General features: G+C 62.8%; 26 protein-coding genes and 1 pseudogene. 6 read left to right on the top strand and 21 right to left on the bottom strand.

From position 1 onward, the window contains the following. Positions 1 to 46 precede the first annotated feature (46 nt). A complete protein-coding gene (locus ASD12_RS17895) occupies positions 47 to 958 on the top strand; it encodes an agmatinase (RefSeq protein WP_056588760.1) in 912 nt (303 codons plus the stop codon). Between the two features lie 98 nt (positions 959 to 1,056). Beyond that, positions 1,057 to 1,281, top strand: coding sequence for a hypothetical protein (locus ASD12_RS35395; RefSeq protein WP_244482883.1), 225 nt, complete (start codon positions 1,057 to 1,059; stop codon positions 1,279 to 1,281). A 10-nt stretch (positions 1,282 to 1,291) separates the two neighbouring features. On the opposite strand, the gene ASD12_RS35390 is transcribed toward ASD12_RS35395, so the two are convergent. The 6 genes from ASD12_RS35390 to ASD12_RS17865 all read right to left on the bottom strand — a co-directional run bounded on the left by ASD12_RS35390 (position 1,292) and on the right by ASD12_RS17865 (position 5,494). Then, a complete protein-coding gene (locus ASD12_RS35390; RefSeq protein WP_244482882.1) occupies positions 1,292 to 1,594 on the bottom strand; it encodes a hypothetical protein in 303 nt (100 codons plus the stop codon). 64 nt (positions 1,595 to 1,658) lie between these two features. Then, positions 1,659 to 2,318, bottom strand: coding sequence for a glutathione S-transferase family protein (locus ASD12_RS17885; RefSeq protein WP_056588756.1), 660 nt, complete (start codon positions 2,316 to 2,318; stop codon positions 1,659 to 1,661). A 40-nt stretch (positions 2,319 to 2,358) separates the two neighbouring features. Then, on the bottom strand, positions 2,359 to 3,231 hold the full coding sequence (locus ASD12_RS17880) for an aldose 1-epimerase family protein (RefSeq protein WP_056588753.1): 873 nt from the start codon (positions 3,229 to 3,231) through the stop codon (positions 2,359 to 2,361). A 205-nt stretch (positions 3,232 to 3,436) separates the two neighbouring features. Beyond that, positions 3,437 to 4,153: a Bax inhibitor-1/YccA family protein gene (locus ASD12_RS17875; protein ID WP_056588750.1), complete on the bottom strand. Its 717-nt coding sequence runs from the start codon at positions 4,151 to 4,153 to the stop codon at positions 3,437 to 3,439. A gap of 22 nt (positions 4,154 to 4,175) precedes the next feature. Continuing rightward, positions 4,176 to 4,949: an anti-sigma factor gene (locus tag ASD12_RS17870; protein ID WP_056588747.1), complete on the bottom strand. Its 774-nt coding sequence runs from the start codon at positions 4,947 to 4,949 to the stop codon at positions 4,176 to 4,178. After that, positions 4,946 to 5,494 carry a sigma-70 family RNA polymerase sigma factor gene (locus tag ASD12_RS17865; protein ID WP_082525508.1) on the bottom strand — a complete coding sequence of 183 codons (549 nt, stop codon included), beginning with the start codon at positions 5,492 to 5,494 and terminating at the stop codon, positions 4,946 to 4,948. Before ASD12_RS17865 ends, ASD12_RS17870 begins: the two co-directional genes overlap by 4 nt. A 189-nt stretch (positions 5,495 to 5,683) precedes the next feature. Between ASD12_RS17865 and ASD12_RS17860 the strand changes: the two genes are divergently transcribed. Together ASD12_RS17860 and mazG are read left to right on the top strand one after the other, a co-directional pair. Next, positions 5,684 to 6,868, top strand: a complete 1,185-nt coding sequence (locus ASD12_RS17860; protein WP_056588814.1) for an amino acid aminotransferase — start codon at positions 5,684 to 5,686, stop codon at positions 6,866 to 6,868. A gap of 89 nt (positions 6,869 to 6,957) precedes the next feature. Further along, positions 6,958 to 7,782, top strand: a complete 825-nt coding sequence (gene mazG, locus ASD12_RS17855) for a nucleoside triphosphate pyrophosphohydrolase (protein ID WP_056588742.1) — start codon at positions 6,958 to 6,960, stop codon at positions 7,780 to 7,782. 66 nt (positions 7,783 to 7,848) lie between these two features. Here the strand turns inward: mazG and hflX are convergent, their stop codons facing one another. From hflX to dusB, 8 genes are all read right to left on the bottom strand, one after another. Next, positions 7,849 to 9,240: a GTPase HflX gene (gene hflX / locus ASD12_RS17850; protein ID WP_056588739.1), complete on the bottom strand. Its 1,392-nt coding sequence runs from the start codon at positions 9,238 to 9,240 to the stop codon at positions 7,849 to 7,851. Beyond that, a complete protein-coding gene (gene hfq / locus ASD12_RS17845) occupies positions 9,241 to 9,486 on the bottom strand; it encodes an RNA chaperone Hfq (protein ID WP_006202172.1) in 246 nt (81 codons plus the stop codon). It abuts the gene before it with no gap. 145 nt (positions 9,487 to 9,631) lie between these two features. Further along, on the bottom strand, positions 9,632 to 10,495 hold the full coding sequence (locus tag ASD12_RS17840; RefSeq protein WP_056588736.1) for a D-amino-acid transaminase: 864 nt from the start codon (positions 10,493 to 10,495) through the stop codon (positions 9,632 to 9,634). A 99-nt stretch (positions 10,496 to 10,594) separates the two neighbouring features. After that, entirely contained in the window at positions 10,595 to 11,956 is a 1,362-nt protein-coding gene (locus ASD12_RS17835; RefSeq protein ID WP_056588733.1) for a sigma-54 dependent transcriptional regulator, read from the bottom strand. Then, a complete protein-coding gene (locus ASD12_RS17830) occupies positions 11,946 to 14,234 on the bottom strand; it encodes a PAS domain-containing sensor histidine kinase (protein WP_056588731.1) in 2,289 nt (762 codons plus the stop codon). The genes ASD12_RS17835 and ASD12_RS17830 overlap by 11 nt, the downstream gene beginning before the upstream one ends. A 129-nt stretch (positions 14,235 to 14,363) precedes the next feature. Next, the gene (ntrC, locus tag ASD12_RS17825) at positions 14,364 to 15,824 is read right to left on the bottom strand and encodes a nitrogen regulation protein NR(I) (RefSeq protein WP_056588728.1); all 1,461 of its coding nucleotides are present in this window, start codon (positions 15,822 to 15,824) and stop codon (positions 14,364 to 14,366) included. Beyond that, on the bottom strand, positions 15,821 to 16,963 hold the full coding sequence (locus ASD12_RS17820) for a nitrogen regulation protein NR(II) (protein WP_056588725.1): 1,143 nt from the start codon (positions 16,961 to 16,963) through the stop codon (positions 15,821 to 15,823). The genes ntrC and ASD12_RS17820 overlap by 4 nt, the downstream gene beginning before the upstream one ends. After that, positions 16,960 to 17,988 (bottom strand): tRNA dihydrouridine synthase DusB, encoded by a 1,029-nt coding sequence (gene dusB / locus ASD12_RS17815; protein ID WP_056588722.1) that lies wholly within the window; start codon positions 17,986 to 17,988, stop codon positions 16,960 to 16,962. Before dusB ends, ASD12_RS17820 begins: the two co-directional genes overlap by 4 nt. A 244-nt stretch (positions 17,989 to 18,232) precedes the next feature. On the opposite strand from dusB, the gene ASD12_RS17810 reads away from it, so the two are divergent. Further along, a complete protein-coding gene (locus tag ASD12_RS17810) occupies positions 18,233 to 19,462 on the top strand; it encodes a bifunctional 2-C-methyl-D-erythritol 4-phosphate cytidylyltransferase/2-C-methyl-D-erythritol 2,4-cyclodiphosphate synthase (RefSeq protein WP_056588719.1) in 1,230 nt (409 codons plus the stop codon). After that, a complete protein-coding gene (locus ASD12_RS17805; protein ID WP_056588716.1) occupies positions 19,459 to 19,968 on the top strand; it encodes a CinA family protein in 510 nt (169 codons plus the stop codon). Before ASD12_RS17810 ends, ASD12_RS17805 begins: the two co-directional genes overlap by 4 nt. Here the strand turns inward: ASD12_RS17805 and ASD12_RS17800 are convergent. From ASD12_RS17800 to ASD12_RS35385, 7 genes and pseudogenes are all read right to left on the bottom strand, one after another. Beyond that, positions 19,944 to 20,402, bottom strand: coding sequence for a type II toxin-antitoxin system RatA family toxin (locus tag ASD12_RS17800; protein WP_056588712.1), 459 nt, complete (start codon positions 20,400 to 20,402; stop codon positions 19,944 to 19,946). The genes ASD12_RS17805 and ASD12_RS17800 overlap by 25 nt on opposite strands. A gap of 12 nt (positions 20,403 to 20,414) precedes the next feature. Continuing rightward, positions 20,415 to 21,380 (bottom strand): lipoyl synthase, encoded by a 966-nt coding sequence (lipA, locus tag ASD12_RS17795; RefSeq protein ID WP_056588709.1) that lies wholly within the window; start codon positions 21,378 to 21,380, stop codon positions 20,415 to 20,417. Positions 21,381 to 21,517: 137 nt separating this feature from the next. Beyond that, the gene (locus ASD12_RS17790) at positions 21,518 to 21,775 is read right to left on the bottom strand and encodes a GlsB/YeaQ/YmgE family stress response membrane protein (protein ID WP_056588706.1); all 258 of its coding nucleotides are present in this window, start codon (positions 21,773 to 21,775) and stop codon (positions 21,518 to 21,520) included. An 89-nt stretch (positions 21,776 to 21,864) separates the two neighbouring features. Then, positions 21,865 to 23,310, bottom strand: a complete 1,446-nt coding sequence (gene lpdA, locus ASD12_RS17785; protein ID WP_056588704.1) for a dihydrolipoyl dehydrogenase — start codon at positions 23,308 to 23,310, stop codon at positions 21,865 to 21,867. Positions 23,311 to 23,322: 12 nt separating this feature from the next. Further along, the gene (locus ASD12_RS17780; protein WP_056588702.1) at positions 23,323 to 23,958 is read right to left on the bottom strand and encodes an SGNH/GDSL hydrolase family protein; all 636 of its coding nucleotides are present in this window, start codon (positions 23,956 to 23,958) and stop codon (positions 23,323 to 23,325) included. Beyond that, entirely contained in the window at positions 23,955 to 24,218 is a 264-nt protein-coding gene (locus ASD12_RS17775) for a hypothetical protein (protein WP_056588699.1), read from the bottom strand. Before ASD12_RS17775 ends, ASD12_RS17780 begins: the two co-directional genes overlap by 4 nt. A gap of 14 nt (positions 24,219 to 24,232) precedes the next feature. Continuing rightward, positions 24,233 to 24,724 (bottom strand): annotated as a pseudogene (locus tag ASD12_RS35385) (2-oxo acid dehydrogenase subunit E2); the annotation flags it as partial.

Genomic DNA, 24,724 nt, shown 5'->3' with positions numbered 1-24,724 from the left:
GCAACACCGAAATTTCAGCTAAACCATCATCAGGACCTATCAAGAAATGCCCCCCTCGCCTCCCTTTCTCGGCTTACCCGACCGCCTCGCAGACGGCCGGGTGCCCCGTGCGGTGATCTTCGGAGCCGGCCACGGCAGCACCTATCCCGGCAAGGACAGCAGCGGCCATGCCTTGGCCGCCGACGCCATCCGCGCTGCGAGCCAGGACGATGCCGCGCTCATCGAGCATTGGGATTTCGATCTCGGCGGCCCGCTGTTCGACGGCAAGCCGGTCTCTTGCATCGACGCCGGCGACGTCCCGACCACGATGCATGACAATGCCGGCAACCGGGGTCGGATCGAGGCGAAAATGCGCGACATCCTGGCGTTGCCGTCTGTGCCGATCCTGCTCGGCGGCGACTGTTCTGCGACCATTCCGTTCCTCGCCAGCTTTGCCGATCACGGGCCGGTCTGGGTCCTGCAGATCGACGCCCATATCGACTGGCGCGACGAGGTGGATGGCGAACGCTACGGCTATTCGAGCCCGATGCGCCGGGCGAGTGAGATGCCGCATGTCGCCGGCATCGTGCAGGTCGGCCTGCGCAGCGTCGGCAGCGCGCGCCTCACCGAAATCGAAGCGGCGCGGCGCTATGGCAGCCGCTTCGTGACCGCCCGCGAGGTCCACGCCCAGGGCGTCGAAGCCGCACTGCGGCATATTCCGGAAGGCGCGCGGGTCGTCGTCACCTTCGACTGCGACAGCCTCGATCCAAGCATCATGCCGGGCGTGGCGGCGCGGACGCCCGGCGGCCTCACCTACACGCAGGTGATCGACCTGGTCGCCGGCCTTGGCAGGCGGGCCAGGATCGCAGGATTCGACCTGGTGGAGTTCTATCCCCCCGCCGACATTGACGGCCTGTCAGCCCTGACCGCCGCGCGCCTTCTCGTCAACGTGATCGGCACCGTCGTCCGGCAGGTTTGAAATCACAACCCTGCTCTTCGCCGTAGACCGGCCCAAAGGCGGTTGAGCGAGCTTGCGGGTGAAATGTCCTTTGCCACACAGGGATATTCGATCCTGTCTTGTCCGACCGGCTCGTCGCTCCAGACCATGTTGAAAGCAATGCCCTTGAGCCCAAGCTCCCCGATCCGGCGCACGATCGTCTCCTGCAGATAGATTTCGGATATTCGTACTCTGCCGGCACGCTCGGGCAGCTTGAATATCTCGGTACCGCCGATTGCGTCCGGTCGAAGGACGAGGCTTTCGATCACCATTATCCCGCCATCGTCGAAGCGAACGATCTTTGAGCGTTCTTCGTCAAGCGCAGAGCGATATGGCCTGGTCAGAACGAAGCGACAGGAATTCACCGTACGGTTCGAGGGTTGGCCGAAGCAACTTCAACGCCCTCGCCCGCAGGATGAGTACGTGCTCGCCAAGCCATGGAAAATCTGAATAGTGCCGGAGCGTGCCGTCGTCGTGTTGGCGCAGGATTTCCATCTGGGGCGGATGCCATCGTGTCTGCTTCTGGCCGCACAGGCTCGAGAACAGCTGGTAGTCGTCCGCCTGTCGAGGAAGGACCCATTCCTGTCCTTCCACCACGTTCAGCACATAAATTTTCATTCGATCTCCCGCACGTCATTGCCTTGGTAGGCCGCGACCTCCTGCGCGGCGCTTCGCGTTCCCCTCACCCCTGATCCGCAACTGCCGCTCGCGGCACCGGCGGCAATTCAGGTGCATCCAACCCTTTGAACGGATCGCGCCAGGCGTCGATCTCTTCAAGCCGACGATACCAGCGCCTGACAGCGGGATAATCATCGAGCGGCAATCTGGCGACATCGTTGAACGGCAGAAAGGTCGCCATTCGGAAGTCGGCAAAGGAAACCGAATTCCCTACCAGCCATTGCCGCTCGGCAAGCACGGCCTCCAGTATTGCAGCGGCCGTGCGGAAATGTCTTAGCCCCTCTTCCACCCGCTCCTGATCGATCGGGCCTATGCCGTACCGCTGTTTGGTCCCACGTTCGAAATGCACCGTGTCGCAAGCGAATGCGAAGTGCTCCTTGCCCCAGCTGAGCCACCGGATCATCTCGGGTTCGTCATCGCCGGTGCGCCAGAAATCCGAATGCGCATCGCGTGACAGCCGGCAGGCTATGGCGTCTGCCTCCCAAAGACTTTTCCCATCTTCCACAAGGATGGGCAGCGAGAGATTGGGATTTAGCGGGCGATATTTCTCCGCTTGCCCTGGAGCGAATGGCGAGGCGAATTCAAAGTCGACTTTCGCATCGAGATAGCGTGCCACAGCGACCACGAGTCGAGGATTGGGATTGCGGCTGAAATACAGCTTCATCGGGCACCGTCGGTGTGGGCGGATCTGCCGATCAAGGGCGTCACAGCAGCCGTATCTGATAGCTCAGCACGCGCTTTGCTGCAGGTGCGATCAGCATCAGGCCCGGCTTGTCGACAAAATCGCCGTCGAAATCCACCGGGCTTGCGATGCCGTGCCAGGGTTCGATGCACAGGAATGGCGCGCCACCCGGCTTTGACCAGATGCCCAATTCCCGAAATCCCTGCCACGACATCTCCAGGGCCGGACCACGCTCAGCGGCATAACGCACACTGGTGCTGGCTGGCTGGTCCATGATCACGGCGTCCTCGTCAAACAACCGTTCGGAGAGCGCTAGAGTTTTGCCTTCGACAGGCGTCGGCTGTGGTGTTTTCAGCAGCAGGCCGTCCTTCAGCCGGCGGATCGGCGCCGGCTCGTCATCGGCAAAGGTCAGCCGGCAATCCGTCTTGGCCAGATCCTGCAGCAAGGGCCAATTGAACGCCGGGTGCGCCCCGATCGATGCCGGCAGCAGCTCATCGCCGGTGTTGGTGATGTCGAATGTCACATCAAGCTGACGGCGGTCCAATGTGTAGGTCACCGCCAGGCGAAAGGCGAAGGGGTAGTGCGCACGGGTATCGGCGTCGTCGGTGAGGACCAGCGTGCAGGCCCCTGGCTCCCTCTGCGCCCAGGCAAACGGCTTGTCGCGCGCGAACCCATGCTGCGTCATCGGATAGGTCTGGCCTTGATGATGCAACTGGTCGCCCTTCAGCCGCCCGACGATCGGGAACAGCACCGGCGAGTGACGCCGCCATTCCGGGCCGGCCTGCCACAGAAACTCTGTGCCGTCGGCACCGCGCAGGGAGACCAGTTCGGCGCCCTGCCCGACGACAGTCGCCGAGATGCCGTCACCGTGAAGCGTCAGGCTGTCCTGTTCCATGCGTCCTCGCGAGTGGGGCGTGGCCGGCAGGCTAGCAAAAGGCGACGTGTGAACTCAAGAGCGGCAGATCTACATCGCGTCTCGGTCAGCCGCGATGAATGATCCACGGCACAGCATGAAAGGTGCTGCCTCAAATAGAAAACCGTGGCCCGAGGTTGCCCTCCGGCCACGGCAAGATGCGTAGCGTTGCCTGCTACGGTCCGGATTACTCGCGTTCGCCGGTGAAATTCAGCAACAGCTGGAAGATGTTGATGAAGTTCAGATAGAGCGAGAAGGCGCCGAAGACGGCGAGCTTCTGGCGCGATTCAGCGTCGAAGTTCTCGGCATACTGTTCCTTGATCGTCTGCGTGTCCCAGGCGGTCAGGCCGATGAACACGCCAATGCCGATCACCGAGATGGCGAACTGCAGCGCGGTCGAGCCGAGGAAGATGTTGACGATGCTGGCGATCACCACGCCGATCAGGCCCATGATCATGAACGACGAGAACTGGGTCAGGTCGCGCTTGGTCGTGTAGCCGTAGAGGCTGGTGGCGCCGAACATGGTGGCGGCGATGAAGAAGGTGCGCGCGATGCTGGTTCCGGTGAAGACCAGGAACACGGAGGCGAGCGACAGGCCCATGACCGCGCAGAAAGCCCAGAACATCGCCTGGGCGCTGGCCGCCGACATGGTCTGCATCTTGAACGAGAACAGCATGACGAAGGCGAGCGGCGCCAGCATCACCACCCATTTCAGCGGGCTGGAGAAGATTGGCACGTAGAGCGCCGGCGTCGACGATATCATGAAGGCGACCAGGCCGGTGACCACCAGGCCAACGCCCATGTAGTTGTAGACGCGCAGCATGTGCTGGCGCAGGCCCTCGTCGAAGATGGCTCCGGTTTGGGCGCCGGCGCCGACGCGGTATCCCAGATTGGGGGTGTTCATTTGCGTTCTCCTTGTGGATCGGTCAGTACAACGTTCTGGCGAGCGTCTCGGCGGCGCGATCGAGGTCGTGGACCTCGCTCCGTCCGACCACCGCATAGGCGACCTCGCCGACCTGGAAATAAGCCGAGGAAATATCGCCCGATGGCGCGATGGTCGGCTTGACGACGTCGAAGGTTCCGGGCCGGATCGCAAACAGCGACACCAGTCCCATGTCCTTCGTCTCGACCGCCATCTCGACGCTCGGGCCAAAGCGCGACGGATAGATCTGCACGTCGCGGACCTTCCAGTCCGCCGGCAGTGACGGCATGACGATGGCGGTCGCGGCGCGGATCTCGCCGGCGTTGTAATTGGGCGCTTCCGGCTGCGAGGGCATGCTCTCGCGCACCAGCGTCGTCCTGTGGGCCCGCACCGCCTCGTCGACATAGGCAGGCGACTGCGGCGAGGCGACGACCTTGGTCACCGACATCGGCCCGATTATGCCGTTCGCCAGCCAACCGGCGGCCACGAAGGCGGCGACCGCCGCAGCACGCTGCAACACACCGAAGATGTGGCCGCGCGCAAGCGCCCTCTCCAGCCGTCGCGCGGCATCGGCGGTCGCGGGCCGCGCCATGCCCTTGGAGCCGGCAAGCGCCACGCGCAGTTCATCGCGGGTTCTGAGATCCGACATCACGCGTGCCGCGGCCTCCGGCCGAGCGGACAGAAAAGCCTCGACCTCGATGCGGCGGGTGACGTCGACCTGGTCGTCGACATAGGCGTCGAGGTCGATATCCGTCACGGGATCGACAGTTGCTGTCATGACGGGCCTCCAACGATCTTGAGATGGTTTTTCGCCTTCGCGGGAGCCGCCTCCATCTCGCGCAGTGCGGCGCGCGCCCTGCCAATGCGTGACATCAGCGTACCCAGCGGCACGCCGCTTGCATCGGCGGCTTGGCTGTAGGAAAGGCCTTCGATGGCAACGAGGTGCAGCGCTGAACGCTGTTCTTCCGGCAGGCTGAAAAAGGCTTCGCGTACCTGCGCCAGGCGCACCGAATGTTCCTGCGGCGCCGGTGTGCTGCCCTCGGCAAGGTATCCGGCCTGTTCGACGCGCGCCGCTTCGGACCTGCGGGACCGCATTTTGTCGATGAAGGCGTTGTGGACGATCGACAGCAGCCAAGCGCGCAGATTTCCACCGGAGCGGAAGGTGCCGCGCCGCTCATAGGCACGCACCAGCGCGTCCTGCACGAGATCCTCGGCGTCCGTGCTGTCGCGCGTCAGCGAGCGCGCGTAGCGGCGCAGCGAACCGAGCTGTCCTATGATGTCAAAGCGCGGCATCGACGGTTTCATGTCCTGTTTACGGAGCATGTGGGGATTTTAATCCCTGCCCTGCCAAATTTTTCGCTGGGTTCGCTGGAGCACATCGTTCGCTTCTGCTCATCCTTTGAACCGCTGCTGACACCGGCATCAAGCTTTGCATCGGCTGAGGCGGCAGGAAAAGCGCTGGCGAAACGCGGCCGATTTGCGTATCACTCCGCCGCCATTGGAGCCGTATCGATGTTTGAAGCCTTGCAGCCCGCCCCAGCCGACAAGATCCTGGCCCTGATAGGCCTTTATCGCGCCGACCCGCGCCCCGACAAGGTCGACCTCGGCGTCGGCGTCTACAAGGATCGCGACGGCAAGACACCGGTCATGCGCGCGGTGCGCGAAGCCGAAAAGCGGCTGCTACAGGGTCAGGACACCAAGACCTATCTTGGCCTTGCCGGCGATACCGGATTCACCACTGTGATGGCCAAGCTCGCCTTCGGTCCGGGTGCCGACATGACGCGCATCCGCGCCGCACAGGCGCCTGGCGGCTCCGGCGCGCTGCGGCTGGTGGCGGAACTGCTGAAGCGGACACGCTCCGATGCAACCATCTGGCTGTCGGACCCGACATGGCCGAACCACATGCCGGTGATGCGCGCCGCCGGCCTGCAGATCCGCGAATACCCCTATTTCGATGCGGCCTCGGGCGCCGTTCGTTCCGACGACATGCTGGCAGCGCTGCGGACGGCAAAGAGCGGCGACGTCGTGCTGCTGCATGGCTGCTGCCACAACCCGACCGGCGCCAATCTGGATGCGGCCCAGTGGGCTGCCGTTACCGATCTGGTCGTCGAGCGCGAGCTGCTGCCGTTTGTCGACATCGCCTATCAAGGCTTTGGCGATGGCCTTGAGGCCGACGCCCTCGGCTTGCGCCTGCTGGCCGCGAAAGTTCCGGAAATGGTCGTCGCGTCGAGCTGCTCGAAGAATTTCGCCGTCTACCGCGACCGTGTCGGCGCGGCGATGATCCTGGCCAAGGACGGCGCACAGGCGGATGTGGCGATGAGCCAGATGCTGTCGGCGGCGCGCGCCATGTATTCGATGCCGCCGGACCATGGCGCTGCCGCGGTGCGCATCGTGCTGGAAGATGCCGCCTTGCGTGCGGACTGGGAGGCTGAGCTTGAAGAGATGCGCCTGCGCATGCTCAGGCTTCGCGTCCAGTTCGCCGAGGCGTTGCGCCGGCAGTCCAATTCCGACCGCTTCGATTTCGTTGCCAGCCATCGCGGCATGTTTTCCCGCCTTGGCCTCACGGAAGCGCAGGTCGAGCGGCTGCGCGCCGAGCACGGCGTCTACATGGTCGGCGACAGCCGTATCAATGTCGCCGGTCTGCCCGAGGACGGCATGGACGAACTCGCCAAGGCGATCGTTTCTGTGCTCGACTGACAGGCTGGGTATCCAGCACCTGTGGACAAGCCCCCCTCGCCGGCTGACAGCGTTGGCCGCGCGGCCGGCGGCGCGATACCATCCACCACATGACGCCATCGAAAGATATTTCGCGCCTGATCGAAATCATGGCGGCGCTGCGGGCGCCCAAGACCGGCTGCCCTTGGGACATCGAACAGGATTTCTCGACCATCGCGCCCTATACGATCGAGGAAGCCTATGAGGTGGCCGACGCCATCGCGCGCGGCGACCTCGACGATCTGCGCGACGAACTCGGCGATCTTCTGCTGCAGGTCGTCTATCATGCCCAGATGGCCAAGGAAGCCGGCGAATTTGCCTTCCCTGACGTGGTGCAAGCCATCACAACGAAGATGATCCGTCGCCATCCGCATGTCTTCGGCGACGAAAAAGCCCGCAGCGCCGGCATGGCCAAGGGCATGTGGGAAAAGATCAAGGCCGAAGAGAAGGCTGAGAAGCGAAGCGCCCGCCTCGCCCGCGGTCTCGACCCGGAAGACAACGGCAAGGGGTTTCTGGACAGCGTGCCGGTCGCCCTGCCCGCCCTGACCCGGGCGCTGAAACTTCAGGAGAAGGCCGCCCGCGTCGGCTTCGACTGGAGCGAGGCGGCGCCCATACTCGACAAGATCCAGGAAGAGATCGGCGAGCTGCGCGAGGCATTGGCCAAGGGCGACACAGCCTCGATCAAGGACGAGTTCGGCGACATGCTGTTTGCCGTCGTCAATCTCGGCCGTCACCTCAAGCTCGATTCGGAAGCAGCGCTGAGCGGCACCAACGAGAAATTCCGCTCACGCTTCCATTATGTCGAACAGGCCCTGGAAAAGTCCGGCAGTACGCTGGAAAAGGCTGATCTGGCCGAGATGGAAGCGCTGTGGCAGGAAGCAAAAACCGCGAAGTAGCCTGCTTTTGGATTTGTCTATGCATGTCGTAGTCCCAAAACCGGGACCACTTTTGGGCGACATGCATTAGCCGTTGTTTTTGCGACGCAATCTGCTTTCGATCTCTTCGCGGGCGCTTTGTGTTGCCTTGAGCGAGATGGTGACGCTACCGTCATCATTGTCGCTTCGGGAAAGGACATCGCCATTGCGATAAAGCCAGTCGACAAGGCCGAACTGTGCCGGCTCGATCGTCACCGTCAGGTCTTCAAGCTCACCCGCCATCCGCGTTTCGATGATCGCCTTCAGCGCATCGATTCCCTCGCCGGTCACCGCCGACACCGCAATGGGCGGCGCCTTGCTGGCGTCGGCGCCATCGGCGAGCAGCCGGCTCCTGTTGCCCTCGTCGAGCCTGTCGATCTTGTTCCACACTTCTATGACCCGTTTGGCGTCGCCGGCATCGACACCGAGGTCGGCGAGGATACGCTCGACATCCTCGGCTTGCGCCGCGGTATCGGGATCTGAAATGTCGCGCAGGTGGATGACGAGATCGGCCTCGACCACCTCTTCCAGGGTGGCGCGGAAAGCCGCGACCAGATGCGTCGGCAGGTCCGAGATGAAGCCGACCGTGTCCGAAAGGATGATCGGCGTGCCATGCGGCAGGCGCACGCGGCGCAGCGTTGGATCGAGCGTGGCGAACAGCATGTCCTGCGCCAGCACATCCGCTCCGGTCAGTCGGTTGAACAGCGTCGACTTGCCGGCGTTGGTATAGCCGACAATCGCCACCACCGGGAACGGCACCTTCCTGCGCTTGGCTCGGTGCAGGTCGCGCGTGCGGCGCACCGTTTCCAACTCGTGCTTCAGCTTGATGATCTTTTCCTGCAGCTGTCGCCGATCCGATTCGATCTGCGTTTCGCCGGGGCCGCCGAGGAAGCCGGCGCCGCCGCGCTGGCGCTCAAGGTGGGTCCAGCTGCGTACTAGACGGCCCTTCTGGTAGTTGAGATGGGCGAGCTCGACCTGCAGCGTGCCTTCCTTGGTGCGCGCGCGCTCGCCAAAAATCTCAAGGATCAGCCCGGTGCGGTCCAGCACCTTGGCGTTCAGCTCTTTCTCGAGATTGCGCTGCTGCACCGGGGTCAGCGGATGGTCGACGACGACCACCTCCGCGTGACCCTCTTTGACGATTTCGGCGAACTCGGCCACCTTGCCGCTGCCCAGCAGCGTCGCCGGGCGCGGATCATTGACGGTGACCACCGCCGTGTGGATCAGGTCAAGATTGATGGCGCGGGCAAGACCGACGGCCTCGTCGTGGCGAGCGTCAGCCGAACGCATCAGCCGTGGGCGGTTGGTCTCGTCGTCGTTGCGCTGGTGGCGGGTCAGGACGGGCACAATGACAACGGCCCGGGTCGGGCCCTTGGCTTCCGTCCCGGGATGATGCGCTGGTTTTCCGCGAACAGTGGCGTCCGCGTCTTTCTCACGTGCCAATCAGGCGCCCTGACTTTCCTCGCCATCGAACATCTGAACCGGCTGGCTCGGCATGATCGTGGAAATGGCGTGCTTGTAGACGAGCTGGGAGTGACCGTCACGGCGCAGCAGCACACAGAAATTGTCGAACGAAGTGACCACGCCGGTCAGCTTGACGCCGTTGATGAGGAAGATGGTGAGTGGGTTCTTGCTCTTGCGAACTGAATTCAGGAACAGGTCCTGAAGGTTTTGCGATCGTTCCGCCATTGTTCTTGTCTTTCGCCGATCCCCTTCGATTTGCAAGCCAATGCGCCAAATTAACGGGCGCATGTCAAGCTCGCAAACACCGTCTCGTCGTCAGTAACGACAAGCAGAACGAGATATATTGATGTTCATTCCACCTGTGCGGTTATCAGGCTGGACTTTTTTCCGCAATGTCAAAAAAGGCCTGCCGCAACGAAAGTGTTATTGAGCCGGGGTGTCCATTGGCGACCGTATCGCCGTCGATGGCCACGACCGGCATGGCAATTGTCGTTGCGGAACTGATGAACGCCTCGCGTGCCGCCTTGGCCTCGGCGACGGAAAAGCCGCGCTCCTCGATCTTCAGGCCGAGCTTGGCAGCCACTTCAAACATGGTCGTGCGGGTGATGCCGCGCAGGATGCCATGCTCGGCCGGCCTGGTAACCAGGACGCCGTCCCTGGTGACGATCCAGGCGTTGGACGATCCGCCTTCCTTGACCATGCCGTCGCCGTCGACGAACCAGGCTTCCTGGGCGCCCGCTTCCTTGGCCTTCTGCTTGGCCAATACATTGGGCAGCAGTCCGACGCTCTTGATGTCGACGCGATCCCAGCGGTTCTCCGGCACGGTGATGACAGCGATACCGGTCTCGGCTCGCTTTGCTCCAGCCGCCGGATCGGCTTTCCTGGCGGTCACTACCAGGGACGGCTTGGTGTCGGCGGAAGGGAAGACAAAGTCGCGGCTGGCAACGCCGCGCGTCACCTGGACATAGACCAGGCCGTTGGCGACATGATTGCGGTTGACCACCTCGCGCAGGATGAGCGGCAGCACGTGAGAGGTGACTGGCCAGGCGATCGACAATTCGGTCAGCGAGCGGTTCAGCCGGGCCAGGTGGCGCGGCATGTCGACGATGAAGCCGCGCGCTACTTCGCACACCTCGTAGACGCCGTCGGCGAACTGATAGCCGCGATCCTCGATATGCACGGCGGCGTCGGCGTGCGTGACATAGCGCCCGTTGACATAGGCAATGCGCGGCATGGGCAACCTCTAGGAAATTCTTGGGGCTTTCTTATGCGATTCCGCCGCCGCCGTAACCGGCAAATGCTTGGTACAGGCCGGCTGGCTCGGCGCTGCGTGTCAGACGCCCAGCGACTTCAGCTTGCGGTGCAGAGCGGAGCGCTCCATGCCGATGAACTCGGCGGTTTTCGAGATGTTGCCGCCGAAGCGGTTGATCTGGGCGATGAGATAGTCCTTCTCGAACTGCTCACGCGCCTCGCGTAGCGGCAGCGCCATGATGTGCTGATCGGATTGATTCGGGGTGCGTGGCATGACATCGCCAATCTCGGCCGGCAACAGGTCCGCGGTGATCGGCGCATCGACGTCATCACCGCGCGCCAGGATCATCAGGCGCTCGACATTGTTGCGCAGCTGGCGAACGTTGCCCGGCCAATTGTGCGCCTGCAGGACGGCCAGCGCGTCGTCGCCGATGCGGCGCGGCTTGATGCCGGCCTGGCGCGCGATCTGCTTCATGAAATTGTCGACGAGATAGGGAATGTCCTCGCGCCGCTCGGCCAGTCCCGGAACCATGACCGGAACCACCGCCAGGCGATGATAAAGATCCTCGCGGAAACGGCCGTCGGCGATCATCGCCTCGAGGTTCTGCGAGGTTGAGGAAATGATGCGGACATCGACCTTGACCCGCTTGGTGCCCCCTACCCGCTCGAACTGCTGCTCGACCAGCACGCGCAGGATCTTGTTCTGCGTCTCGCGCGGCATGTCGGCCACCTCATCGATGTAGAGGATGCCGCGATGAGCCTCCTCGAGTGCGCCGACCTTGCGCTCGACGCCGTTCGATTCGGTGCCGAACAGCTCGATCTCCATGCGCTCGGGCGTGATGTTGGCGGCGCTCAGCGTCACGAACGGTGCGGTCTTGCGTGCCGACAGCGTGTGGATGGCGCGCGCGGCCAGTTCCTTGCCCGAGCCCGACGGGCCGATGATCATCACGCGACTGTTGGTCGGGGCGACGCGCTCGATGGTCTGGCGCAACTGGCTCATCGCCGACGACATGCCGATTAGGTCGAAAGTTTCGCCGCTGCGCAGCTTGAGGTCGGAAACCTCGCGCCGCAATTTCGAGGTCTCGAGCGCACGCTCGGCAATGAGGATCAGCCTGTCGGCCTTGAACGGTTTTTCGATGAAGTCATAGGCGCCGCGCCGGATGGCGGAGACCGCCGTTTCGATGTTGCCGTGGCCGGAAATCATCACCACGGGCAAGGTCGGGTGCATCGTCTTGATCTCGTCGAGCAAAGCCAGCCCGTCCAGGCGCGAGCCCTGCAGCCAGATGTCGAGGAAAATCAGCCGCGGCGCCCGGTCGGCAATCGCCGCCAGCGCGCTGTCGGCATCGAATGCCGTGCGGGTTTCGTGACCTTCGTCGCTCAGGATGCCCGCGACGAGTTCACGGATGTCTTCCTCGTCATCGACGATGAGAATATCAGACGCCATTACCGACCTTTTCAGTTTCTCTTTCGTTTTCCGACCTGCTCTCGCTGCGTGGTGGAGACGCAGCGGCCGCAGGCGGTAGGATGATGCTGATCATCGCGCCGCGCCCATTGTGGAAATCGGCAGGGGCATCATGAAGTTCCAGCCTGCCACCATGGTCCTCCACGATCTTCTTGACGATAGCGAGACCGAGCCCGGTGCCCTTCTCGCGTGTGGTCATATAGGGCTCGAGCAGCCGTTGGCGATTCTCACGCGGCAGGCCTTTGCCATTGTCGATGACGTCGATGCGAATCGCTCCATTCTGGCGCCCGGCTTGAATCCGGATTATGCCGTGCGAACCGTCCTTCTGTTCCAGTCCGTCGATCGCTTCGGCGGCGTTCTTGATCACATTGCCGAAAGCCTGCGCCATCAGCCGGCTGTCGAAAGTGCCCTTGAGCGGCTCGTTGCCGAATACGCGCTCGAAAGCAATGTCGGCGCGGCTGACTTCAACCAGGAACGAGGCCTCGCGCAACGATTCGCGCAGATCGATGGCTTTCATCTCGGGCTTCGGCATGCGCGCGAAAGCGGAGAATTCGTCGACCATGCGGCCGATGTCCTCGACCTGCCGGATGATGGTGTCGGTGCATTGATCGAAAATCTCGCGGTCCTCGGTGATGACCTTGCCGAAGCGTCGCTTGATGCGCTCGGCGGACAGCTGAATCGGCGTCAGCGGATTCTTGATCTCATGGGCGATGCGCCGCGCCACGTCGGCCCAGGCGGAGGAGCGCTGTGCCTGAACCAGGTCGGTGATGTCGTCGACCGTCACGACATAGGATTTTTCCTCCGAGCCGTCATCGCCGGCCTCGATGGTGATCTGCACGTTGAAGGTCCGTTCGGCGCCGGCGCGGTAGAAGGTCACCTGCTCGCGATAGACAGGCTTGCCGGACTTGCGGCCGATCTCGAAGACGCGGCCGACATGCGGGAGCACGGCGGAAAGGTTCTGTCCAAGGGCGGCGCTGGCGGAGATGGCCAGCATCGCCTCGGCCGAGCGGTTGACGATGGTAACGATGCCGTAGGGATCGACGCCGATGACGCCTGCGGTGACGCCGGCAAGCACGGCTTCCGAGAAGCGGCGCCGTTCGTCGATCAGGTCCTTGGCCGACAGGATCTCGTTGCGCTGTGATTTCAGCTCCAGAAGCATCTTGTTGAACGTATCGCCGAGCGAAGCGACATCGCCGTCGGATGGCCTGACGGGAACCGCAACGTCGAGATTGCCGGTCGCCACCTCGTCGGCGGCACCGATAAGCTGGCGAATGGGCCGCACCAGACGGTCGGCAACCGCAATGCCGGTCCAGATGGCGGACAGGATGATGATCAGCGTCAGCGACAGATAGGGCAGCGCGAAGGCCACCTGCGAGGTGCGGCGGTTGTCTTCCAGGCCGCGATATTCGTCGGTGTTGGACCTGACGATCTGCCGCGCCTTGATCACTTCGGGATCAACGAGGCGAATGGTGTAGAGATAGAGCCCTTCGATCTCGCGCAGTTTCACGATGGCGCCCATGATGTTGCGCGTTTTCGGCTCGATCAGCACCGGCTTGCCGTCGGCAGCGCTGGACACGGCGCCTTCCGGCGGCTCGGGCATGGCGAAATCCGTATCGGTCTTGGCGCTCATGACAAAAGAGCCGTCCGGCTTGATCAGCGCCGCATGGGCCAGCGACCGGCCCACGGCCTCCTTGGTCATCAGGTCGAGAAATCCAGTGCGATCAAGGCCGTAGAGTGTGCGCGACGCATCGAGATCATAGGCCATCGACAGTGTCGTGCCCTGGAGATTGCGGGCATTTTCCTGGACATAGGCGTCGGCGATCGACAGCGACGAATTGACGATCGTCTTGGTGCGGATCTCGAACCAGCGGTCGAGGCCGATGTCGAGCGTGATCGACGCGATGATCGCCACCATGATGGCGGGAATGGCGGCGACCAGAGCGAACATGGCGACGATGCGCACGTGCAGCCGCGAGGCAGCCTTGCCGTGCCGGCGTGCCATGAGGATGCGGTGCACTTCACGTCCGACCAGCGCGATAAGGAACAGGACGAAAGCCGCGTTGAGGGCGATCAGCGCCAGCGTCGTCGATTCGTTGGGTGTGATCGGCGTCGCGCCGACAAGGATGGTGAACGAGATCGCCGCCGTCACCAACGCCCCCACGACCGCGACCACGCCCGGCAGCGCAAGCAGCCGGCGCCCGTCACGCGTGCCGGGTTCGCTGAAAAGCGGTTGGTTTGTTGTCGGTGCCTGCGGAGCCATGTCGCCGTCTAGAGCCATGAATGCGTCGGATGTATGCAACGCATTGTGGCGATTATGCAACAAGTGTGACCGAGACGGAAATCTTTCGCGAGCCGTCCCCCGAAAAGAGCCCGACGCTCAGATCAGGGCTCAGCCCTGCCGCGATGATTTGTAGACGTTGACGCCGAGTTCGCGAATCTTCTTGCGCAGAGTGTTGCGGTTGAGCCCCAACAATTCCGCGGCCTTGATCTGATTGCCGCGGGTTGCCGTCATCGAGGCCAGGACGAGCGGAAACTCGACCTCGGACAGGATGCGCTGATAAAGCCCGGCAGGTGGTAAATCGCCGGCAAACGAGGCGAAATAGCGCTGCAGGAAGTGCTCGACCGCCTGGCCGATCGACAGGTCGTCGGGAATGAGGTTGCCGCCACCCGGCACCACCGGGCGTTCGCCGGTCTTGAGTTCCGCCTCGATGATCTCGGCGGAAATCTCGTCCTGCGAATAGAGCGCTGCCAGCCTGCGAACCAGATTTTCCAATTCGCGCACATTGCCCGGCCACGGATAGCGCTTCATCAGTTCGATGCCGCCGGACGAGATGCGCTTGGTCTGCAGGCCTTCCATCTCGCCGAGCTTGAAGAAATGGCGGACGAGATCGGGCACATCCTCGGAGCGCTCGCGCAGCGCGGGCAGCCTCAGCGGCACGACGTTGAGGCGATAGAAAAGATCCTCGCGGAAGAGCCCCTGGTTGATCAGCGTGCGCAGATCCTTGTTGGTGGCGGCGACGATGCGCACGTCGGTCTTGATCGGCGTGCGTCCGCCAACCGTCGTGTACTCGCCCTGCTGCAGGACGCGCAGCAAGCGCGTCTGTGCTTCCATCGGCATGTCGCCGATCTCGTCGAGGAACAGCGTACCGCCTTCGGCCTGTTCGAAGCGGCCGGTCGAGCGGTTCTGCGCGCCGGTGAAGGCGCCCTTCTCGTGGCCGAACAGTTCCGATTCGATCAGATCGCGCGGGATCGCCGCCATGTTGATGGCGACGAACGGCCCGCCACGACGGCGGCCATATTCATGCAGCGCGCGCGCCACCAGCTCCTTGCCGGTGCCGGATTCGCCCGAGATCATCACCGTCAGATCGGTCTGCATCATGCGCGCCAGCATGCGATAGATGTCCTGCATGGCTGCAGAGCGGCCGACCAGCGGCATCGCGTCGGGCTGCTCTTCCGGCCGCACATCGATCTTCGGCCGCCGCGGCTCGGAAAGCGCCCGGTTGACGATGTTGAGCAACTCGGTCAAGTCGAACGGCTTGGGCAGATATTCATAGGCTCCGGTTTCGGACGCGCGGATCGCCGTCATGAAGGTGTTCTGGGCGCTCATGACGATGACCGGCAGTTCCGGCCGCGCCTTCTTGATGCGCGGCAGCATGTCGAAGGCGTTTTCATCCGGCATCACCACATCGGTGATGACCAGATCGCCCTCGCCCGCCGCCACCCATCGCCACAGCGTCGAAGCGTTGGAGGTGACGCGCACCTCGTGGCCGACGCGCGAAAGCGCCTGGTTGAGTACGGTGCGGATCGCCGCATCGTCGTCGGCGACGAGAATATTGCCGCGAACGGTCATTTGCGGTCTCCTTCACCGTCTTCATTGGCGCCGTATGGCGCTTCTTTCCAGGCCGGCATCAGGATGCGGAATGTGGTCCCGCGCGGCGTCGATTCGCATTCGATGATGCCGCCATGCTCGCCGACGATCTTGGCGACCAGCGCAAGACCCAACCCAGAGCCATTCGGCTTGGTGGTGATGAACGGGTCAAACAGGATCGGCAAAATATCTTCCGAGACGCCGGAGCCATTGTCGCGCACGCAGAACTCCAGCGGCAGCGATACGCGATCCTGCGTACCCGGCACGGAAACACGGATGCCGGGCCGGAAGGCGGTCGACAGCACGATCTCGCCCTGCGGGTCGCTGCCGATCGCCTCGGCGGCGTTCTTGACCAGGTTGAGGAACACCTGGATGAGCTGGTCGCGGTTGGCAAACACCGGAGGCAATGAAGGATCATAATCCTCCATTATCTTGATTCTCTTGGCAAAACCGTTCTTAGCAATCGCCTTCACATGGTCGAGCACGACATGGATGTTGACGGGATAGCGATCGATCGGCCGCTCGTCGGAAAACACCTCCATGCGATCGACCAGCGACACGATGCGGTCCGTCTCGTCGGTGATCAGCCGCGTCAGCGCGCGGTCCTCGTCGGAAGCGGACAGTTCGAGCAACTGGGCAGCACCCCGGATGCCGGAGAGCGGGTTCTTGATCTCATGGGCAAGCATGGCCGCCAGGCCGGTGACCGAGCGCGCCGCGCCGCGATGCGTCATCTGCCGGTCGATCTTGTCGGCCATCGACCGTTCCTGGAACATCACCACGACGGAGCCCGGATATTCCGGCACCGGCGCGACATAGAGGTCGACGACCTTCTCGATGCCGAGGCGCGGCGACGACACGTCGACGCGGTACTCGTTGACCGGGGCCCGACGCTCGCGCACCTGGTCGACAAGCGTCAGCAGCGGGCTGCCAAAGGGAATGAGTTTTGACAGCGTGTTGCGCGCCAGCATCGTCGCACTCGAGCGGAAGAAATCCTCGGCATCGGCGTTGGCATAGGTGATGTACCCCTCATCGCTGATCATGATCACCGGACGACGGATGGTGTTGAGCACGATCTGGGCGGCATCCGCCATTTCAGCGCCCTGGCCGGCGGCGGCGTTCATGCGGCGCTCCGCAGGTTCAAGGGTTGCGGATCGCGCGAAAACACATCCTGCAGCAAGGCAATGACGCGCGCGGGCTCGAATGCGGTCAGTATGGCCTTTCGACTATCGTCAGCGACACCGCCGGCACGACGATCGAGATACCAGCCGAGATGCTTGCGCGCCTGGCGCAGGCCGCTCTCGACGCCGTAGAGCGCCAGCATGTCCTCATAGTGGGAGACTACATAGTCGGCCCGTGCCGTCGGGCTCTGCGGGACGTTGGTCGCAGCCTCGCCCGCCGCTGCAGCAGCGATGCCGCCGGCGATCCAGGGCGCGCCATAGTGCGCGCGCCCGACCATCACAGCGTCGGCGCCGGACTGCTCGAGAATGGCAGCGGCTTCCTCTGGCGAAGAAACATCGCCATTGGCGACGACCGGGATGGACACGGCTTCCTTGACGCGGGCGATGGCGCGCCAGTCGGCCTTGCCCTGATAGAACTGGCAGCGCGTGCGGCCGTGCACGGTCACCATCCTGACGCCGGCCTGCTCGGCGCGGCGCGCCAGCATCGGCGCGTTGAGTTCGCCTTCGTCCCAGCCCAGCCGCATCTTGACCGTCACCGGTACCTCGACCGCGCCGACAACAGCGTCGATCAGCGACAGTGCATGGTCGAGATCCAGCATCAATGCGGAACCGGCATAGCCACCGGTGACCTTCTTTGCCGGGCAGCCCATGTTGATGTCGATGATGTCGGCGCCCTCGCCGGCGGCAATTCGCGCGCCTTCCGCCATGTGCGCCGCATCGCGGCCAGCAAGCTGGACCATATGGACGGGCAGGCCGGAGTGGCGTATGCGCAGGTTGAAGCCGGCCCTGCCCTTGGCAAGCTCGCCGCTGGCCACCATTTCGGACACGACCAGGCCCGCGCCATGCGCGTGAGCACGCTGCCGGAACGGCTCGTCCGTAATGCCCGACATCGGCGCGAGGAACACGCGATTGCGGATTTTCACGCCGCCGACGTCAAGCGGCGCGGCCAATTTGGTCAAGTTAACCATGCACAAAAACCAAGCATGTTCATTCGTTGCACATTCTCTAGCCAGAACCGCGGCAATGTGCAACGCGGAATGACGCCACATTAAGGCGCAATTGGGAAAATGCTGGCCTTCGGGACTGGCTGCGGCCAAAGCGCCGCGCGTCCCTCAGGACGCGCAAAGGACGCTTTGGAATTTCATACTTGGCGCACGATCTTTCCGAAAACCGATTACACTTTTCGGGATCGTGCGCTAGGACCAATCCGCAATGACTGACGCAAGTGAAAATCACGTTTCGAGTGCTGATGGCAAGGTCGCGGTGGTGATCGTTGCAGCCGGCCGTGGCGCGCGCGCTGGACAGGCCAACGGGCCGAAGCAATATCAACACATTGGTGGCTTTGCCGTCATCGCACACACGTTGGAGATTTTTCTGGCGCACCCGCAGACCAGCGAGATTGTCGTCGCCATCCATGCCGACGACCACGAGCTGTTCCGGCAGGCGGCGGGCGCCAACGCTGAGCGAGTCACAGCCGTCATGGGTGGGGCGACCAGGCAGGAGTCCGTCAGGCTCGGATTGCTTGCGCTGAGAGGCTACGCGCCGGCGCAGGTTCTGATCCACGACGCCGTGCGTCCGTTCGTCGATGCGGAGTTGATTGACCGCACCATCGCCGCCATCGGCGAGCGGGAGGGAGCGTTGCCCGCTTTGCCCGTCGCCGACACGCTGAAGCGCGAGTCGGCCGCCGGCGTGGTTGAGGAAACCGTTTCGCGCAGCGGCCTTCACGCGGCGCAAACGCCACAGGGCTTTCCCTTCTGGCCCATCCTTGCCGCGCATGAGAAGGCCCATCATCTGGGGAAAATGGATTTTACCGACGACGCCGCAATCGCCGAATGGGCGCATATTCCGGTCAAGATCGTTCCGGGCTCGCCGGACAATGTCAAACTCACCTGGGCACGGGATATTACGATGGCGGACCAGCGGCTTTCCGGCGAACGCGTGCGCTTTCCCGACATCCGTACCGGCAATGGCTACGACGTCCACGCCTTCGAGCCCGGCGACCATGTCACCCTGTGTGGCGTCGCCATTCCTCATGACAAGAAACTGTCCGGCCATTCAGACGCCGATGTCGGCCTGCACGCCCTGACAGATGCGCTGCTGGCGACTTGCGGCGCCGGCGACATCGGCACCCATTTTCCGCCCTCCGATCCGCAGTGGAAGGGCGCTGCGTCCCGGATCTTCGTCGAACATGCGGCAAAACTGGTGCGCGAACGCGGCGGCCGCATCGCCAATGCCGATATCACGCTGATCTGCGAAGCGCCGCGCGTCGGCCCGCATCGCGAGGCGATGACCGCAACCCTTTCGCAGATGCTGGCAATTTCACCGGATCGTATCTCGATCAAGGCGACAACCAATGAGAAGCTCGGTTTTGTCGGGCGCGAGGAAGGCATTGCGGCGATTGCCACCGCCAGCGTGGTGTTTCCCGGCGAGGTGCCGGAATGAGCAACACCGATCTGGCAAATGCCCTGCTGCAAGCCTGCCAGAAGCGCGGCATCATGCTGGCGACGGCGGAAAGCTGCACCGGCGGCATGATCATCGCCGCGCTCACCGACATCGCCGGATCCTCCGCCGTGGTCGATCGCGGCTTCATCACCTATTCCAACGAAGCCAAGATGGACATGCTCGGTGTTTCCCCCGCCACGCTCGAGGCGCATGGGGCGGTTTCGCGCGAGACGGCGATCGAAATGGCAACAGGCGCGCTTGCCCGTTCGCGCGCCGGACTGACCCTGGCGGTCACCGGCATTGCCGGACCTGGCGGCGGTTCTGCGGAAAAACCTGTCGGCCTGGTCTGGTTCGGCGTCGGGCTGGGTGGCCAGAGCGTGACCGCCGAGCACAAACTGTTTCCCGACAAGGGGCGCGATTTCATCCGCCAGGAAACCGTACGGCACGCACTGGAATTGGGTTTGCGTGCGCTTGACCAGCCTCAGGCCGAGGGTGCTGCACCATAAATGACATCCGCGCGCTTCTCGAACGCCTCGGCGAACATGCGGAAGGCGCGGTCGAACATGGTGCCCATCACCGCGCCCAGAATGCGGCTCTTGAACTCGTAGTCGATGAAGAAGCGGACGGCGCAGCCGGCGCCGTCCGGTTCGAAACGCCAGACATTGCTCAGATATTTGAACGGGCCGTCTATGTACTTCACGTCGATGGTGTTCTCATCGGGCTTCAGCAACACCTGCGTCGTGAAGGTTTCGCGGATCGCCTTGTAGCCAATGCTCATGTCGGCGAGGAGCACAGTGCGTCCGTCACGCTCCTTGCGCGAGCGAACCGTCAGCGCTTCGCAAAGCGGCAGGAATTGTGGATAGGATTCGACATCGGCGACCAGCGCGAACATCTGCTCCGGTGTGTGGGATACGCGACGGGTGGCTTCGAATTTTGGCATGAAACCAGCTAGTTAAGCTGATTTCTTGAGAAGCGCTTCCCGTGCCGCGCGCAACCGGGCGAAATCGTCGCCGGCATGATGCGACGAGCGCGTCAGCGGGCTCGACGCCACCAGCAGGAAACCCTTGGTCCGGCCGATCGTCTCGAAGGACTTGAATTCCTCCGGCGTGACGAAACGGATCACCGGATGGTGCTTCTTCGACGGCTGCAGGTACTGGCCGATGGTCATGAAGTCGACATTGGCCGAACGCAGATCGTCCATCAGCTGCAGGATTTCGTTCCGCTCTTCGCCCAGGCCGACCATGATGCCGGATTTGGTGAAGATCGACGGATCGAGTTCTTTGACCCGCTGCAACAGCCGGATCGAGTGGAAATAGCGGGCGCCCGGCCGAACCGTCAGATAGTTCGACGGCACGGTCTCCAGATTGTGGTTGAAGACGTCGGGCTTGGCCGCCACAACGATCTCCAGCGCGCCGTCCTTGCGCAGGAAGTCGGGCGTCAGGATTTCGATCGTCGTCGACGGCGTTGCCGCCCTGATGGCGCGGATGACCTCGGCGAAATGTTGCGCACCGCCATCGGCGAGATCGTCGCGGTCGACCGAGGTGATGACGACATGGGTCAGGCCCATCTGCTTGACGGCGTGTGCGACGCGGGCCGGCTCATCGGGATCGAGTGCTGTCGGAATGCCGGTGGCGACGTTGCAGAAGGCGCAGGCGCGCGTGCAGATCTCGCCCATGATCATGAAGGTGGCGTGCTTCTTTTCCCAGCACTCGCCGATGTTGGGGCAGCCGGCCTCTTCGCAGACCGTCACCAGCTTGTGCGATTTCACGATTTCGCGCGTTTCGGCATAGCCCTTCGACATTGGCGCCTTGACGCGGATCCAGTCGGGCTTGCGCAGCACGTCCTGGTCAGGCTTGTGTGCCTTTTCCGGATGCCGCGGGCGCGGGGCGTTGGCGATCGTATCGAGGACAGTGACCATCGGGGAACCTGGTTCATTCGCGACCGCCCGTCAGGCGTCCGCTGTCATAACGTCATCTAAGACTTTTCAACACAAAGAAAAAGGCCGCCGCGGCGCATGCCGCAACAGCCTTTGTCGCATAGCGGGAATGATATCGACTAACGGCGCACCAGGCGTCCGACCCAGATCAGCAGGCAGGCACCGATAAAGCCCGTGATCAGATACGCAATCCAGCCGACGCCGAACGGGCCAAAATTGATAGCCTGCAGAATGGCGTTCAGCACGACCGCGCCAACGATGCCCATAACAATGTTCATGAAGATGCCGGTATTGCTCTTCATGAACATTTCGGCGAACCAGCCTGCCAGGCCACCGATGATGATGGCTGCAATCCAGCCGACGCCATTCAGGTGCATATGCCTTCTCCTTGTGTGATGGGTGAAAATGCATCCGCAAACGAAGTACCTTGCCGCCGGGTTCCATCTGTACCAGCGCTTTCAATTTATCACGCGTTTAGCGCGCGGCCATAGGCGTCGAGCACGCTTTCCTTCATCATCTCCGACAGCGTCGGGTGCGGGAAAATGGTGTGCATCAGCTCTTCCTCGGTTGTCTCCAGGTTCATCGCCACGACAAAGCCCTGGATCAATTCGGTCACTTCGGCGCCGACCATGTGCGCGCCGAGCAACTGACCAGTCTTCTTGTCGAAGATGGTCTTGACCAGCCCCTGATCCTCGCCAAGCGCGATGGCCTTGCCATTGGCGACGAACGGGAAGCGTCCAACACGGATGTCCTTGCCCTCGGCCTTGGCCTTGGCCTCCGTCAGGCCAACCGAGGCGACCTGCGGATTGCAGTATGTGCAGCCAGGAATCTTCAGTTTGTCCATGGGATGGACGTTAGGCAAGCCAGCGATCTTCTCGACGCAGATGACTGCTTCGTGCTCCGCCTTGTGGGCCAGCATCGGCGGGCCGGCGACATCACCGATGGCGTAGAGCCCCGCCACATTGGTCTTTCCATAGCCGTCGATGACGATGCAGCCTCGTTCCGTCTTCACGCCGAGGGCTTCGAGACCGAGATTTTCGATATTGCCCTGCACGCCGACAGCAGAGATCATCCGGTCGGCGGTGATCTTCTCGACCTTGCCGTCCTTGAGCTCAACATGCGCGGTAATCGAGTTCGCGCCCTTCTCGACTTTCGCCACTTTCGCCTCGAGCAGAATCTTCATGCCCTGCTTTTCGAACTGCTTTTTGGCGAAAGCGGAAATCTCGGCGTCCTCGACCGGCATGACGGCCGGCAAAACCTCAACCACGGTCACGTCCACACCCATGGTGCGGTAGAATGAGGCGAATTCGATGCCGATGGCACCCGATCCCATGACCAGAAGCGACTTCGGCATCTCCGGCGGCACCATCGCCTCGAAATACGTCCAAATGAGTTTGCCGTCAGGCTCGATGCCAGGCAGTGCGCGCGGCCTGGCCCCCGTGGCGATAATGATGTGCTTGGCAGTGTAAGTGCCCTCGCCCTTGGTGTTCTTCGGCAGCGGCGCCTGCGGCTCCATCGGCTTCTTGGAAGATTTGGCGACGACGATCTCGTTGGCTTTCGTCAGCTTGGCTTCGCCCCAGATGACATCGACCTTGTTCTTCTTCATCAGGAAGCCGACACCGGCGTTCATGCGTTGCGCAATGCCGCGCGAACGGTCGACGACAGCTTTCAGGTCCGCCCTGACGGTGCCTTCAATCTTCAGCCCGTAGTTTTTCGCATGCTCGGCATAGTGCATCACTTCAGCGGAACGCAGCAGCGCCTTGGTCGGGATACAACCCCAGTTCGAACAGATGCCCGCGAGATGCTCGCGCTCGACGATCGCCGTCTTGAGGCCCAGCTGGGCTGCACGAATGGCAGCGATGTAACCGCCGGGGCCGGAGCCAATGATGATGACGTCGTAGTTCTCAGCCACGGTACTTCTCCTTCACAATTCCAGCATGACGCGCACGACCGGCGTCAGCGCTTCGCCGATTTCTCGCGTGTTTTCGGCATCGAGGTGGACGCCGTCGAGCGGGGTGGTTTGCGCCACGGAGCCGGCGTCGAAGAAGCCGCAGCCGGCCTCATCGGCGAGAGCGGCATAGAGCGGCGCCAGCCGCGTCGAAGCCTCGTCACCGCCGGCGAACATTTCCTTGAATTCGGCGTTGTCGGTGCGGCTGACCGCAGGCGGCGAAACGATCAGGATCTGCGGCGCCGGCCAGTCGAACGGATAGTCGTGGCCGCGCACGATGTCGATCAGCCGCTGGATGCCTTGCTTGGCCGCGACCGGATTGCCGTGGATCCACGGCTTCATGTCGTTGGCGCCGAGCAAGAAGACGATCAGGTCGATCGGCGCATGGGTCGTAAGGACGGTTGGTAACAGTTTTGCACCGTTGCGGTCCGCACCGGCCAGATGATCGTCGAAGGCCGTGGTGCGGCCGTTGAGGCCATCGGCAATCACTTGCACGCCGGCGCCTAACGCAGCCTGCAGCACGCTCGGCCACCGGTCTTCCAGCGCATGGCGGCCACCTTCGGCATTGTAGCCCCAGGTCAGCGAGTCGCCGTAGCAAAGAACCGTCTTCATGCGCCCACCTGTGCGTTGATCAAACCGCGTCTTCTGATCGGCTGCGAGAACGTCCAGCCGATGAGGCCGAGCCTGATCAGCACGAACAGGACAATCGCGCAAAGGGCCCGCCAGTTGATGATCGTCGGTGCGTCGGAAAAAAGCCGCGCAAGAATATATTCTTCCTGCGCATGGCTTGCGACCGCAAGCAGCTGAGAGACCAGACCACCGGCGAATCCGAAAATGATGAAAGCGAAGAGGCTGGTGAAGACTATCCGCACCGCCCTCTCCCTTCCTAGACCAGCATGCCCATCGGATTCTCGATCAGTCGCTTGAAGGCGACGAGCAGTTCGGCACCCAGCGCACCGTCGACGGCGCGATGATCGGTCGACAGCGTCACCGACATCACGGTGGCTATTCTGATCTCGCCATTCTTGACCACTGCCCGCTCCTCGCCGGCACCAACGGCCAGAATGGTCGCATGCGGCGGGTTGATGACAGCGGCAAAGTCCTTGATGCCGAACATGCCGAGGTTCGACACCGCCGTGGTGCCGCCCTGATACTCTTCCGGCTTCAGCTTGCGGCTGCGGGCGCGGCTGGCCAGATCCTTCATCTCGTTGGAGATGGTGGACAGCGTCTTTTCGTCGGCCTTGCGGATGATCGGCGTGATCAGGCCGCCGGGGATCGATACGGCGACGCCGACATCGGCATGCTTGTGCTTGACCATGGCGCTTTCGGTCCATGAGGCATTGGCATCCGGCACCGCCTTCAGCGCCAGCGCCATCGC

It is taken from the genome of Mesorhizobium sp. Root102 (assembly GCF_001425625.1).
GTDB lineage: Bacteria > Pseudomonadota > Alphaproteobacteria > Rhizobiales > Rhizobiaceae > Mesorhizobium.
The sequence above is the reverse complement of the archived record's forward strand: the minus strand, read 5'-3'. Positions and strand labels throughout refer to the sequence as shown.